Origin of the sequence: Bradyrhizobium diversitatis, assembly GCF_016031635.1 — a bacterium.
GTDB lineage: Bacteria > Pseudomonadota > Alphaproteobacteria > Rhizobiales > Xanthobacteraceae > Bradyrhizobium > Bradyrhizobium diversitatis.
The window spans coordinates 24,377-37,304 of sequence record NZ_JACEGD010000051.1; the positions used below are offsets into that span (position 1 = coordinate 24,377).

The 12,928-nt window shown below is 66.3% G+C and carries 12 protein-coding genes and 1 pseudogene; 8 read left to right on the forward strand and 5 right to left on the reverse strand.

Annotation, left to right across the window (positions count from 1 at the left end; translation table 11 throughout):
- Positions 1 to 104: 104 nt before the first annotated feature.
- Positions 105 to 2,825 carry an aconitate hydratase AcnA gene (acnA, locus tag H1B27_RS35730; protein ID WP_197969271.1) on the reverse strand — a complete coding sequence of 907 codons (2,721 nt, stop codon included), beginning with the start codon at positions 2,823 to 2,825 and terminating at the stop codon, positions 105 to 107.
- A gap of 241 nt (positions 2,826 to 3,066) precedes the next feature.
- On the opposite strand from acnA, the gene ccmA reads away from it, so the two are divergent.
- The 5 genes from ccmA to H1B27_RS35755 all read left to right on the forward strand — a co-directional run bounded on the left by ccmA (position 3,067) and on the right by H1B27_RS35755 (position 6,261).
- Positions 3,067 to 3,669 carry a heme ABC exporter ATP-binding protein CcmA gene (gene ccmA / locus H1B27_RS35735; protein WP_197969272.1) on the forward strand — a complete coding sequence of 201 codons (603 nt, stop codon included), beginning with the start codon at positions 3,067 to 3,069 and terminating at the stop codon, positions 3,667 to 3,669.
- A 274-nt stretch (positions 3,670 to 3,943) separates the two neighbouring features.
- The gene (gene ccmB / locus H1B27_RS35740) at positions 3,944 to 4,612 is read left to right on the forward strand and encodes a heme exporter protein CcmB (protein WP_061880182.1); all 669 of its coding nucleotides are present in this window, start codon (positions 3,944 to 3,946) and stop codon (positions 4,610 to 4,612) included.
- Between the two features lie 91 nt (positions 4,613 to 4,703).
- Entirely contained in the window at positions 4,704 to 5,489 is a 786-nt protein-coding gene (locus H1B27_RS35745) for a heme ABC transporter permease (RefSeq protein ID WP_197969273.1), read from the forward strand.
- The gene (gene ccmD / locus H1B27_RS35750; RefSeq protein ID WP_028177747.1) at positions 5,486 to 5,671 is read left to right on the forward strand and encodes a heme exporter protein CcmD; all 186 of its coding nucleotides are present in this window, start codon (positions 5,486 to 5,488) and stop codon (positions 5,669 to 5,671) included. Before H1B27_RS35745 ends, ccmD begins: the two co-directional genes overlap by 4 nt.
- Positions 5,668 to 6,261, forward strand: coding sequence for a DsbE family thiol:disulfide interchange protein (locus H1B27_RS35755; protein ID WP_061880180.1), 594 nt, complete (start codon positions 5,668 to 5,670; stop codon positions 6,259 to 6,261). The genes ccmD and H1B27_RS35755 overlap by 4 nt, the downstream gene beginning before the upstream one ends.
- Before the next feature lie 139 nt (positions 6,262 to 6,400).
- Here H1B27_RS35755 and H1B27_RS35760 read toward each other — a convergent pair whose 3' ends face one another.
- Together H1B27_RS35760 and ftsY are read right to left on the reverse strand one after the other, a co-directional pair.
- Entirely contained in the window at positions 6,401 to 7,003 is a 603-nt protein-coding gene (locus H1B27_RS35760; protein WP_061880179.1) for a septation protein A, read from the reverse strand.
- Between the two features lie 3 nt (positions 7,004 to 7,006).
- A complete protein-coding gene (gene ftsY, locus H1B27_RS35765) occupies positions 7,007 to 7,954 on the reverse strand; it encodes a signal recognition particle-docking protein FtsY (RefSeq protein WP_061880178.1) in 948 nt (315 codons plus the stop codon).
- A gap of 44 nt (positions 7,955 to 7,998) precedes the next feature.
- Here ftsY and H1B27_RS35770 point away from each other — a divergent pair, with 44 nt between their 5' ends.
- Positions 7,999 to 8,700 carry an RluA family pseudouridine synthase gene (locus tag H1B27_RS35770; protein ID WP_061880177.1) on the forward strand — a complete coding sequence of 234 codons (702 nt, stop codon included), beginning with the start codon at positions 7,999 to 8,001 and terminating at the stop codon, positions 8,698 to 8,700.
- Between the two features lie 302 nt (positions 8,701 to 9,002).
- A complete protein-coding gene (locus tag H1B27_RS35775; protein ID WP_197969274.1) occupies positions 9,003 to 10,112 on the forward strand; it encodes a DUF2336 domain-containing protein in 1,110 nt (369 codons plus the stop codon).
- Positions 10,113 to 10,347: 235 nt separating this feature from the next.
- Here H1B27_RS35775 and mtaB read toward each other — a convergent pair whose 3' ends face one another.
- Both mtaB and dapF read right to left on the reverse strand, forming a co-directional pair.
- On the reverse strand, positions 10,348 to 11,601 hold the full coding sequence (gene mtaB, locus H1B27_RS35780; RefSeq protein WP_197969277.1) for a tRNA (N(6)-L-threonylcarbamoyladenosine(37)-C(2))-methylthiotransferase MtaB: 1,254 nt from the start codon (positions 11,599 to 11,601) through the stop codon (positions 10,348 to 10,350).
- A complete protein-coding gene (gene dapF, locus H1B27_RS35785; RefSeq protein WP_197969275.1) occupies positions 11,601 to 12,476 on the reverse strand; it encodes a diaminopimelate epimerase in 876 nt (291 codons plus the stop codon). Before dapF ends, mtaB begins: the two co-directional genes overlap by 1 nt.
- Before the next feature lie 247 nt (positions 12,477 to 12,723).
- Here dapF and H1B27_RS39860 point away from each other — a divergent pair.
- Positions 12,724 to 12,928, forward strand: a pseudogene (locus tag H1B27_RS39860) (GyrI-like domain-containing protein); the annotation flags it as partial.

Below are 12,928 nucleotides of genomic sequence, written 5' to 3' on the forward strand. Positions count from 1 at the left end.
CCCATCTGAAACGTACCGCAAACGCGCGAAGGCGGCCTTTGATAGGCCGCCTTCGTTCGGGCTTCTACTCACTTCGCAGTGAGCCATCGTTCACAAATCCGCGCTTACGCCGCGAGCTTGCGCAGCACGTAGTGCAGGATACCGCCGTTGCGGTAGTAGTCGAGCTCGTCCAGCGTATCGATGCGGCAGAGCAGCGAAACGCGCTGCAGCGAACCGTCGCCGGAGACGATCTCCGCGGTCAGCTTCTGGCGCGGCTTGAGGTCGCCGACGAGGCCACGCAGCGTGACCTTCTCGTCGCCCTTCAGGCCCAGCGACGACCACGAGGTGCCTTCCTCGAAGGTCAGCGGCAGCACGCCCATGCCGACCAGATTGGAGCGGTGGATGCGCTCGAAGCTCTGGCAGATCACGGCGCGCACGCCGAGCAGACGCGTGCCCTTCGCGGCCCAGTCGCGCGAGGAGCCGTTGCCGTATTCGGCGCCGGCGAACACCACCAGCGGCACCTGCTCCTGCTGGTATCTCATCGCGGCGTCGTAGATCGACATCTGCTCGCCGTCGGGCCAGTGCTTGGTCAGGCCGCCTTCCGGAATGTTGCCGTCGGCGCCCTTCAGCATGAAGTTCTTGATGCGGATGTTGGCGAAGGTGCCGCGCATCATGACTTCATGATTGCCGCGGCGCGTGCCGTACTGGTTGAAGTCGGCCGGGCGCACCTGGTGCTCGCTGAGATATTTGCCCGCGGGCGAGGTGAGCTTGATCGAACCGGCCGGCGAGATGTGGTCGGTGGTGATCTTGTCGCCGAACATGGCGAGGATGCGCGCCTCGATGATGTCGGTGACCGGCTCCGGCTCCTTCTTCATGCCGTCGAAATAAGGCGGGTTCTGCACATAGGTCGACGACATGTTCCAGCGATAGGTCTCGCTCTCGACCGTCTTGATCTTGCGCCAGTTGGTGTCGCCCTTGAACACGTCGGCATACTTCTTCTTGAAGATCGACGCGGTCACGAACTTCTTCATGAAGGCGTTGATTTCCTTGGTCGTCGGCCAGATGTCCTTCAGGTACACCGGCTTGCCGTCCTTGCCCTCGCCGAGCGGCTCGGTGGCGAGGTTCTTGGTGACGCTGCCGGCGAGCGCGTAGGCGACGACCAGCGGCGGCGAGGCCAGGTAGTTCGCCTGCACGTCCGGCGAGACGCGGCCTTCGAAGTTGCGGTTGCCGGAGAGCACCGCAGCCGCGACGATGCCGTTGTCGTTGATCGATTTCGAGATCTCCTCCGGCAGCGGGCCGGAATTGCCGATGCAGGTGGTGCAGCCGAAGCCGACCAGGTTGAAACCGACCTTGTCGAGATCGGGCTGCAGACCGGAATTGGCGAGATATTCCGCGACCACCTGGCTGCCCGGGGCGAGCGAGGTCTTCACCCACGGCTTGGCCTTCAGGCCCTTCGCAGCCGCATTGCGCGCGAGCAGGCCGGCGCCGATCAGAACGCTCGGGTTCGAGGTGTTGGTGCAGGAGGTGATGGCGGCGATCACGACGTCACCATGGCCGATGTCGAAGTTCTTGCCTTCGACGGGGAAGCGCTTGGCCGGCTCCTCGGCCTTTTTGTACTCGCTGGCGAGCGCGAGCGAGAAGCCGTCCGCGACCGTGGGCAGCGCGATGCGGCCTTCGGGACGCTTCGGCCCGGCCATCGACGGCACGACGTCGCCGAGGTCGAGGGTCAGCGTTTCCGTGAACACGGGATCGGGCGACTTGGCGGTGCGGAACAGGCCCTGGGCCTTGGCATAGGCCTGCACCAGCGCGACGCGGGCCGAGGCACGGCCGGAGGTCTTGAGATAATCGAGCGCGGCGGCATCGACCGGGAAGAAGCCGCAGGTCGCGCCATATTCGGGTGCCATGTTGGCGATGGTGGCCTTGTCCGCGACCGAGAGATGGTCGAGGCCCGGGCCGAAGAACTCGACGAACTTGCCGACCACGCCGAGCTTGCGCAGCATCTGCGTCACGGTGAGCACGAGGTCGGTGGCGGTGACGCCTTCCTTCAGCGCGCCCTTCAGCTTGAAGCCGACGACGTTGGGCAGCAGCATCGACAGCGGCTGGCCGAGCATGCAGGCTTCCGCTTCGATGCCGCCGACGCCCCAGCCGAGCACGGCAAGACCATTGACCATGGTGGTGTGCGAATCAGTGCCGACCAGCGAATCGGGATAGGCCACCTCGAAGGTGCCGGTCTTCTTGCCGACGGTCATCTTCTCCTTCTTGGTCCAGACCGTCTGGGCCAGATATTCGAGGTTGACCTGGTGGCAGATGCCGGTGCCAGGCGGCACGACGGAGAAGTTCGAGAAGGCCTTCTGGCCCCACTTCAGGAACTCGTACCGCTCCTGGTTCTGCTTGTATTCCTCGGTGACGTTCTTGCCGAAGGCCTTGTTGTCGCCGAAGAAGTTCACGATCACGGAGTGGTCGATGACGAGATCGACGGGAACCAGCGGGTTGATCTTCTCTGCATCGCCGCCGAGCTTCTGCATCGCGTTGCGCATCGCAGCGAGGTCGACCACCGCGGGCACGCCGGTGAAGTCCTGCATCAGAACGCGCGCGGGACGGAAGGCGATCTCATGCTCCAGCGACTTCTTGCGCAGCCATTTCGACACCGCGACGATGTCTTCCTTCTTGACCGAGCGGCCGTCCTCGTTGCGCAGCAGGTTCTCGAGCAGGACCTTCATCGAATAGGGAAGTTTCGAAATTCCCTTCAGACCATTCTTCTCGGCCGTGGGCAGGCTGTAATACACATAGGTCTTGGCGCCGACCTTGAGGGTCTTTTTGCATTTGAAGCTGTCGAGCGAGGTCATGTAGGAGATCCCAATTGTTAGTTATACCCGGCAGGGTATTTTAACACCGTCAGCGTATCAGGCTGGGCCGCTTGCAGGGGCAGGTTGAGTTGCTGCATCAAGTAGTTCCGGGCTTATAGAAGCTTTCTAACGGCGCCGCCACAGCCACAATCGTGCCGCAGCAATCCGCGAGCCAAAAATTCCCATGCGCTACCCCAAGATTTCCTGAGGCCTGGCTTTGAGCGGGTCGAAACGAGGCGAGATGCGGCTTTCAGGTCACGGGCTCAGATGCGTGCGGGGCGGACGCGAGGTGTTCGCCGGCCTCGAATTCGCGGCCGCCTCGGGCCAAGCCGTGGCGGTGACGGGTCGCAACGGATCGGGCAAGACCTCGCTGCTGCGGCTGATCGCAGGCCTGCTCGTTCCCGCCGCCGGGACGATCGCGCTGGACGGGGGCGACGCCGAGCTGACGGTGCCGGAGCAGTGCCACTATCTCGGCCACCGCGATGCCCTGAAGCCGGCGCTGAGCGTTGCGGAAAATCTGGTCTTCTGGGCTGATTTCTTGGGCGGGGAGCGCAGTGACGCAGCTGAAAGCCTCGCCAAAGTCGGCCTCGACCATGCCACCCATTTGCCCGCCGGCTTCCTCTCCGCCGGCCAGCGCCGCCGGCTCTCGCTGGCCCGGCTGCTGACCGTCCGCCGCCCGGTCTGGCTGCTGGACGAGCCGACCAATGCGCTGGATGTGGCCGGCCAGGACATGTTCGGCAGCCTGATGCGCGAGCACCTGGCCGCCGGCGGCCTCATCGTCGCGGCCACCCACGCCCCGTTGGGGATCGAATCGCGGGAGCTGCGGATCGGGGGTGTGGCGTGATGCGGCCATACCCTCAGCTTTCCAAGCGGCCGGGCTCCGGCCTCTCCGTTCCCTCCCCCCTTGTGGGAGAGGGCCAGGGAGGGGGGTGCCACACGGCGCGGCCTCTCGACTCTAGCGTCGGGAAAGTGGGCTTTCGGTTGCTGGAGGCTCGCGCTAAGCACACATCTCGCCCGGGGCTACCCCCCTCCCCCGCCCTCCCCCACAGGGGGGGAGGGAGCGCAGTGTCCCTGGGGCCGGCGGCGAAGGTTTTCCCAACCGCCGGAAGGGCCACTCCATGACCGCCCTGTCCGCCCTGATCCGCCGGGACATCCGGATCGCGCTGCGCGTTGGCGGCGGGGCGCTGATCGGGGTGCTGTTCTTCCTGACCGTGGTAGTGCTGATGCCGTTCGCGGTGGGGCCGGATCTGGCGCTGCTGTCGCGGCTGGGGCCGGCGATCCTGTGGCTCGGCGCGCTGCTGGCGAGCCTGCTCACCCTGGACCGGCTGTTCATGGCCGATCATGAGGACGGCTCGCTCGACCTGATCACGATGAGCCGGACGCCGCTGGAACTCGCCTGCGCGGCCAAGGCGCTGGCGCATTGGCTGGCCGCCGGCCTGCCGCTGATTGTCGCAACCCCCGTGCTCGGCCTGTTGCTCAACCTCGACATGGTCGCAACCGGCGCAGTGGCGCTGACGCTGCTGGCGGGCACGCCGGCCCTGACCTTCACCGGCATGATCGGCGCGGCATTGGCGGTGACGCTGCATCGCGGCGGGCTGCTGATGGCCGTTCTCGTGCTGCCGCTGTCGATTCCCGTGCTGATCTTCGGCGTTGCCGCCTCGCAGGCCGTGATCGTCGGTCCCATGACGTTCGGGGCGCCGTTCTCGATCCTCTGTGCGCTGTCCCTGGTCAGCCTCGTCGTCGGCCCGTTCGCGGCGGCGGCGAGCCTGCGCCATGGTCTCGATTGAGATGGGCTCGACCGACCTTGACTCCGATCAATTTTCGCTGCGGCCTTTCGTGCTGATTGCCTGAGCGGCCCCCGGTGATTATCAGGATACCATGACGCTGATCGACCTCGCCAATCCGACACGGTTCCTCGCCCTGACGGCGCGGGTGTTGCCGTGGCTCGCGGCCGCGACCGTCATCCTGCTCGCGATCGGCCTCTATCAATCCGCGCTCGCGCCCGACGACTACCAGCAGGGCGCGACCGTGAAGATCATGTTCATCCACGTGCCCAATGCCTGGCTGTCGATGTTCGTCTGGGGCGTGATGAGCATCGCATCATTGGGCACGCTGGTGTGGCGGCATCCGCTCGCCGATGTCGCCGCGAAAGCGGCAGCGCCGATCGGCGCCAGCTTCACCTTCCTCGCGCTGCTCACGGGCTCGCTGTGGGGCCGGCCGATGTGGGGCACCTATTGGGAATGGGATGCGCGGCTGACCTCGGTGCTGATCCTGTTCCTGATGTATCTCGGCCTGATGGCGCTGTGGCGCGCGGTCGACGATCCCTCGCGCGCGGCACGCGCCGCGGCGGTGCTCACCCTGGTTGGTGCCATCAACCTGCCCATCATCAAGTTCTCGGTCGACTGGTGGAACACGCTGCACCAGCCGGCCTCGGTGATGCGGATGGGCGGCTCGGCCCTCGACAAGTCGTTCCTGATTCCGCTGCTGGTGATGGCGATCGCGTTCACGCTGCTGTTCGTCACGCTGCACCTGGCTGCGATGCGCAATGAGATTTTGCGCCGCCGCGTCCGCTCGCTGCAGATGATGCAGGCGAGCCGCATCGCGTTCTCGGGCGAAAGCGGTTCGCGTGGTGAAGGCGCTTCAAACGAAGTCGGGGCCGCTTGATCATGTCGCTCGGTCCCTACGCCTCCTTCATCGTGACGTCCTATGCCGCGGCGGCCGCCGTGGTCGCGATCCTGATCGGCTGGATCGTGCTCGATTATCGCAGCCAGACGCAGCGCCTGCGCGAACTGGAGGAGCGCGGCATCACCCGCCGTTCAGGCCGCAGCGCGACGGAGCTGCGATGAGCGATCAATCGACTTCCGCCCCGCCGCAGCGCCGCACCTTCCTGATGGTGCTGCCGCTGATCGCCTTCATCGGACTCGCGCTGCTGTTCTGGTTCCGGCTCGGCAGCGGCGATCCCTCGCGGATCCCCTCGGCGCTGATCGGTCGGCCGGCGCCGCAGACGGCGCTGCCGCCGCTGGAGGGATTGCAGGACAACGGCACCCAGGTGCCGGGGCTCGATCCCGCCGCGTTCAAGGGCAAGGTCAGCCTGGTCAACGTCTGGGCGTCCTGGTGCGTGCCGTGCCATGACGAGGCGCCGCTCCTGACCGAGCTCGCCAAGGACAAGCGCTTCCAACTGGTCGGCATCAATTACAAGGACGCCGCCGACAATGCGCGCCGCTTCCTCGGCCGCTACGGCAACCCGTTCGGCCGCGTCGGCGTGGACGCGAACGGCCGCGCCTCGATCGAATGGGGCGTCTATGGCGTGCCGGAAACCTTCGTCGTCGGGCGCGAGGGCACCATCGTCTACAAGCTGGTGGGGCCGGTCACGCCGGACAATCTGCGGACGGTGCTGATGCCGCAGATGGAGAAGGCGCTGAAGGCGGGATCGTAAGGCATCTCGTGCCCCGGACGCAGCGCAGCGATCCTTGATCGATGCGCTGCAGAGCCGGGGCCCATGTCACCACGACGGCGCTGTTGGAGAGAGCACTGGGTCCCGGCTCGCGCTTCGCGCGTCCGGGACACGAGATCAGCTACCCCTTGCTCACATCCCCCGCCTCCGCCTCGCTGGTCTCCAGCGATACCGGCGCGAGGTGGTAGCGCTTGGTCAGCGGCATCTGGGCGATGGCGAAGATCATCGTGATGGGCGTCACGCCGAACACCTTGAAGTTCACCCAGAAGTCGGTGCTCTGGGTGCGCCAGACGATCTCGTTCAGCACGGCCATGCCGGCGAAGAACAACGCCCAGCGCAGCGTGAGGATGCGCCAGCCCTGCGGGGTCAGGTTGAATACCTGGTCGAACATCACGGCGATGAAGGAGCGGCCGAACAACAGGCCGCCGCCGAGGATCGCGGCGAACAGGCCGTAGATGATGGTCGGCTTGACCTTGATGAAGGTCTCGTCGTGCAGCACCAGGGTCAGCGTGCCGAACACCAATACGATCACGCCCGTCACGATCGCCATGATCGGGATGTGGCGCGTCACCACATAGGAGGCGACCATCGCCACCACGATCGCGACCATGAATGCGCCGGTCGCGGCGAACAGATTGAACTTCGCATTGACGAAGAAGAACACGAGCAGCGGACCGAGCTCGGTCGCGAGCTTGAACAGCGGATGCGGCTGGGACTTGTCCATTCTTCAGCTCTCGATTCCGGCGATGGCGCGGGCGAAGTCACGCGCGGTGAACGGCGCGAGATCGTCGACGCCTTCGCCGACGCCGATGAAGTGCACCGGCAGTTTGAATTTCTCCGCGAGCGCCACCAGGATGCCGCCGCGCGCCGTGCCGTCGAGCTTGGTCATCACGAGGCCGGTGACCCCTGCGGTGCGATGGAAGGCCTCGACCTGCGACAGCGCGTTCTGGCCGACGGTGGCGTCCAGCACCAGCAGCACCGCGTGCGGCGCGGTTGCGTCCACCTTGCGGATGACGCGCACGACCTTTTCGAGCTCGTTCATCAGCTCGGCCTTGTTCTGCAGGCGGCCGGCGGTGTCGATCAGGAGCACGTCGATGTTCTGCTCCTTCGCCGCCGTCAGCGCGTTGAAGGCGAGGCTGGCCGAATCAGAGCCCTGCGCACCTGATATGACGGGCGTCTTCGTCCGCTCGCCCCAGACCTTGAGCTGCTCGATCGCCGCCGCGCGAAACGTGTCGCCGGCGGCCAGCATCACCTTGCGGCCCTCGGACGCGAATTTCTGCGAGAGCTTTCCGATCGTGGTGGTCTTGCCGGAGCCGTTGACGCCGACGACGAGAATGACGAACGGCTTCTTGCCAACATCGATCTCGAGTGGCTTCGCGACCGGCGCCAGCACCTTCTCGACCTCGGTCGCGACGACGTCCTTGACCTCGTCGGCCGAGATCGCCTTGTCATACCGCCCCGTGCCGACCGCGTCCGCGATCCGGACCGCGACCTGCGTGCCGAGGTCGGCGCGCAAGAGCACGTCCTCGATGTCGTCGAGCATGGCGCGGTCGAGCTTGCGCTTGGTGACGAGGTCGGCGACCGCGGTCCCCAGCGAGGACGACGTGCGCTTCAGCCCGTTGGACAGGCGGCGCCACCAGCTCAGCTTGGGGGTCTCGGAAGTGGTATCGTTCATGGAGGCGTGTTAGCCGTTCCCGCTTCCAAACGAAAGTCTTGCAATTGCTCGATGTTCCCGAATTGACCGCTGACGAGATCTTGAGCCGCGTGCTCCATCGCGACGGGCTGATGCTGGTCATCGACAAGCCGGCCGGCCTGCCGGTGCATCGCGGCCCCAAGGGTGGGCCGAACCTCGAGGATTCCTTCGACGCGCTCCGCTTCGGCTTGCCGCGACCGCCGGTGCTGGCTCACCGGCTCGACAAGGACACTTCCGGCTGCCTCGTGCTCGGCCGCCATCGCAAGGCGACCGCGTCGCTCGGCCTGCTCTTCAAGCATGGCAAGATCGGCAAAACCTATTGGACCGTGGTCGAGGGCGGCCCCGCTGAAGACGAAGGCACCATCGACATGCCGCTCGGCCGGCTCAATGCCGAGCGCGGGTGGTGGCAGAAGCCCGACCCGGAAGGGCAGAAGGCCATCACCAACTGGAAGGTGATGGGCCGGGGCGAGGGCCTGACCTGGCTCGCCATGGAACCCGTCACCGGCCGGACCCATCAATTGCGGGTGCACTCGGCCGCGACCGGCTGGCCGATCTTCGGCGATAACATTTACGGCAACGGCCCGCGCTTCGGCGAGCCAAAGCTGCATCTGCATTCCCGCGAGATCGTGGTGCCAATCTCCCGGAACAAGGATCCGGTCCGCGTCGTGGCGCCCGCCCCGCCCCACATGCACGAGAAGCTCAGGGCTTGCGGGTGGAATGGGGAATAGGCGCTGTTCACCTCTCCCGCTTGCGGGAGAGGTCGCGCCCACCGGGTCGCGCCGAAGGCGCGCCCGATGACAGGCTCCGGCGCGGGTGAGGGCTCTCTCCTCTGGGGGATCGTCCCGTTGTGGAGACACCCTCTCCCCAGCCCTCCCCCGCAGGCGGGGGAGGGAGCGCACCGCATTCGCAGCGGCATCTCGCTGCAACGACCGCGTCCCGGCCATGGTTTACGAAACCTTCAGCGCTCGCCTCTAATGATAACGGTTGCTTAGAACAAGCTTCCGTAACCGCTCAGGACGAGCCGCGCGCGATGACCAAGGCCGGGCTATCGATCATCGACGAGGTCGAATCTGCACTGCGGATCGGCTCGCCGGAAAAGGGCTTGGCGACAGCCCGGCGCGTCACCGAGCTGTTCCTCTCCTCCGCCGGCAATTTCGACGACGAGCAGATCGCACTCTTCGACGACGTGCTCGAGCGCCTGATCGGCACCATCGAGCTGCGCGCCATCGCCGACATGGGCGCACGCATCGCGCTCGCCGAGATCAGCGCCCAGCTCGCGCCGGTCGCGCAGGCACCGCCGTCCGTGATCCGCCGCCTCGCCAGCAATGACGAGATCCGCATCGCCGGTCCCGTGCTGCAGGAATCCGCGCGCCTCGACGACGGCGAGCTGGTGAGGATCGCCTCCAGCAAGGGCGAGTCGCATCTGCTCGCGATCGCCGGCCGCTGGTGGCTGAAGGAGATCGTCACCGACGCGCTGCTGGCGCGCCGCTATCCCAGCGTGAGCCGGCGGCTCGCCGCCAATCCCGGCGCGCGCGTCTCCGGAGGCGGATTTGCCGTCATCGTCGGACAGGCCGAGAACGATCCGGAGCTCGCCGTCAGCGTCGGCGTTCGGGTCGATTTGCCATCGGATCTGCGCCGCCGATTGCTGCGCTCGGCGACGGACGCCGTGCGCGCCCGCCTGTTGTCGCGCGCGCCGCCGCATCTGTTCGAGGAAATCCGGAGCGCGATCGCGGCCGTCACCATCGGCGTCGAGCGCGAGATGTCCGGTGTCCGTGATTTCGAAGGCGCCAAGCGCGCCATCGCAGGTCTCAAGGCAACCGGCCAGCTTGACGAGGCGGCGTTGCTCGGCTTCGCCAGACAACGGCGCTATGAGGAGACGGTGGCGACCCTTGCGGCGCTATCCGGGTCGACGGTCGATGTGGTTCGCCCCCTGATGCAGAGCGTGCGGGAGGACGGCCTGCTGGTGCCGTGCAAGGCCGCGCAGCTCAGCTGGGAGACGACAGGCGCCGTGCTCGAAAGCCGATTCGCGACGGGCGCGATGAAGCCGGCCGATCTCGCCAGGGCGCAGAATCATTTTGCGGGAATGACGACGGAGGACGCGCGGCGCACGCTGCGGTTCTGGCAGGTGCGGGCGTCGTAGGAACGCGCGTTGCAGTCACGGCGTATCCACACCCTCGGTGTCGTCCCTGCCTAGTGCGCAATTGCGCACGGGGCGCAGGGACCCATAGCCACAGGGAGAAGTTTGGCGACGGCCGTCAGTCGCTCAGCTTGATTGGGACGAGCACCGCGCGCAACCGATAGATCACGCGGTATGGGTCTCTGCGTTCGCAGGGACGACGTCGCGGATAAAGCGTGGCGCACTTACGACAGCGCGGTTACGCGGTCAGCCGCTCGCCATCACTGCCGGCGATCCTGAGCCGCACGATGCTTCCGACCCGCTCGCCCGCAACAGCCACCGGCAGATAATGCTCCGTGCGGCCCTGCCCGTCACGCTCGATCAGCACATCGCGCGTTGCGCCGATTTCGGCCTGCAGCCGCTGCCGCAACGCCGCTTCGCCAGCGGCCCGCAGCCGCTTTGCGCGCTCCTTGATCGCACCGCCCGCAACCTGCGGCATCCGCGCCGCCGGCGTGCCGGGCCGCGGCGAATAGGGAAAGACGTGCAGGAACGTCAGGTCGCATTCCTCGACGAGGTCGAGCGAGCGCGAGAACATCTCCTCCGTCTCGGTCGGAAAGCCCGCGATGATATCGGCGCCGAAGGCGATGTCCGGGCGTAGACGGCGAACCTGGTCGCAGAACGCGATCGCATCCTGCCGCGAATGCCGCCGTTTCATGCGCTTCAGGATCATGTCGTCGCCCGATTGCAGCGACAGATGCAGGTGCGGCATCAGCCGCGAATCGTCGGCGATGGCGTCGAGCAGATCGCTGTCGGCCTCGATCGAATCGATCGAGGAGATGCGCAGGCGCTTCAGCTCCGGCACATGCCGCAAGATCTGCCTGGTCAGCATGCCGAGCTTCGGCGCTCCCGGCAGATCGGTGCCGTAGCTGGTGAGGTCGACGCCGGTCAGCACGATCTCGGCATGACCACGCTCGACCAGTGTCCGGACCTGTTCCACCACGGAACCCATCGGCACCGAGCGCGAATTGCCGCGGCCGAACGGGATGATGCAGAAGGTGCAGCGATGGTCGCAGCCGTTCTGCACCTGCACGAACACACGCGGCAGGCCGCTCGCATAGCCGTCGACGAGGTGCGGCGCCATCTCCCTGACGGCCATGATGTCGCTGACGGCGATCTTCTCGCCGGCGCCGACGTCGAACGCCGCCTGCGTCGCGCTCCACGCTTCGCCGCGCATCTTGTCGTCATTGCCGACGACACGGTCGACCTCGGCCATGTCGGCGAACATCGCAGCTTGCGTCTGCGCGGCACAGCCGGTGACGACGATGCGCGCACCGGGCCGCTCGCGCTTCAATTTGCGGATCGACTGGCGCGCCTGCGCCACCGCCTCGTTGGTGACGGCGCAGCTGTTGATGACGATGGTGTCGGAAAGGCCTGCGCCCTCCGCCTTGCTGCGGATCACCTCGGCCTCGAAGGCGTTGAGGCGGCAGCCGAAGGTGACGACCTCGACGCCCATCACGTGACAGGCGCGAACAGCGCCGGATCAAAACGGCCCTCATATTCGAAGGTCGCGGTGCCCGTCATCAGCACGTGATCGTCGCGCTCGCGCCATTCGATGCCGAGCTTGCCGCCGGGCAGCGTGATCTCGACCTTGCGCTCGGCGCGCTTCAGCCGCGCGGCGGCAACCGCCGTGGCACAGGCCGCCGAACCGCACGCCCTGGTCAGGCCGGCACCGCGTTCCCAGGTGCGGATCGTGATGTGCTTGTCATCGACGATATGGGCGAGCGTGATGTTGGCGCGCTCGGGGAAGATCGGATGGTTTTCCAGCAGCGGACCGAAGCGTTCGAGGTCATAGGCGTTGACGTCCTCGACCCAGAACACCGCATGCGGATTGCCCATGCTCACCACGGAGGGCGAATGCAGGATCGGATTGTCGATCGGGCCGATCTGCAATTCGATGTAGCGGGTGTCGCGAAACTCTTCCGCCAGCGGAATGTCCTGCCAGCCGAACTTCGGCACACCCATATCCACAGTGTAGAGATCGGCTGCCGGGCCCTGCCAGGCATTGAGCAGGCCGGCAGCCGTCTCGAAGGTCGCGGCGGTCTGCCCGGTCTTCTCGAAGATGCGCCGCACCACACAGCGCATGCCGTTGCCGCAGGCGCCAGCCTCCGAGCCGTCATTGTTGTAGATGCGGATGAAGGCCTCGGTGCCGTCCAGCCGCGGCTTCTGCAGCACCATGAGCTGGTCATAGGCGATGCCGCCTTGCGCAGACGCCACCGCCCGCGCATCGTCCGGCGTCACCCGGCCTGCGGAATCGCGCATGTCGACAACGACGATCTCGTTGCCGATGCCGTTCATCTTGGCAAATGCGTGGTTGGCCAGCGCGCTCATGAAAATTCCCGAATTTCGCCCGCCTTATATGGCGATCCTTGCCGGCTTGGCCAGTGATTTGCGGCCGCGAACCAGGACATCGGCCAAGGTGCCTGCCATGACGCATCTGTCATGGGACGAATTCGGAGCTCGCGTGTTAGAACGGCGCGGTTCGCGCGAACCGGGACGCGCGGCCAGGTTGAGGCCTTGGTGGGTAAGGCCTTGATGAATTTGGGCCTTGGTAAATCCAGGCCTTGGGGAGAATAGAATGACCAGTTTTCGTCGTCTCGCTCTGGCCGCGCTGATCCCGGCGGCCATGTCGATTGGCCTGTCCGGGGCTCCGGCACAGACACCCGGCCCGGCACCGGCCGCGTCGGCAAGCCCCTCGCCTGCGCCGTCGGCGGCACCCGCCCCAGCCGCAAGCGCTGCGCCAGCTCCGGCGGCAAGCCCGTCGCCGGCGGCCAGCGCTTCAC

Coding starts and splice junctions, on each gene's coding strand:
- acnA (WP_197969271.1), bottom strand. CDS start 2,825: ATGACCTCGCTCGACAGCTTCAAATGCAAAAAGACCCTCAAGGTCGGC.
- ccmA (WP_197969272.1), top strand. CDS start 3,067: ATGCGGCTTTCAGGTCACGGGCTCAGATGCGTGCGGGGCGGACGCGAG.
- ccmB (WP_061880182.1), top strand. CDS start 3,944: ATGACCGCCCTGTCCGCCCTGATCCGCCGGGACATCCGGATCGCGCTG.
- H1B27_RS35745 (WP_197969273.1), top strand. CDS start 4,704: ATGACGCTGATCGACCTCGCCAATCCGACACGGTTCCTCGCCCTGACG.
- H1B27_RS35755 (WP_061880180.1), top strand. CDS start 5,668: ATGAGCGATCAATCGACTTCCGCCCCGCCGCAGCGCCGCACCTTCCTG.
- H1B27_RS35760 (WP_061880179.1), bottom strand. CDS start 7,003: ATGGACAAGTCCCAGCCGCATCCGCTGTTCAAGCTCGCGACCGAGCTC.
- ftsY (WP_061880178.1), bottom strand. CDS start 7,954: ATGAACGATACCACTTCCGAGACCCCCAAGCTGAGCTGGTGGCGCCGC.
- H1B27_RS35775 (WP_197969274.1), top strand. CDS start 9,003: ATGACCAAGGCCGGGCTATCGATCATCGACGAGGTCGAATCTGCACTG.
- mtaB (WP_197969277.1), bottom strand. CDS start 11,601: ATGGGCGTCGAGGTCGTCACCTTCGGCTGCCGCCTCAACGCCTTCGAG.
- dapF (WP_197969275.1), bottom strand. CDS start 12,476: ATGAGCGCGCTGGCCAACCACGCATTTGCCAAGATGAACGGCATCGGC.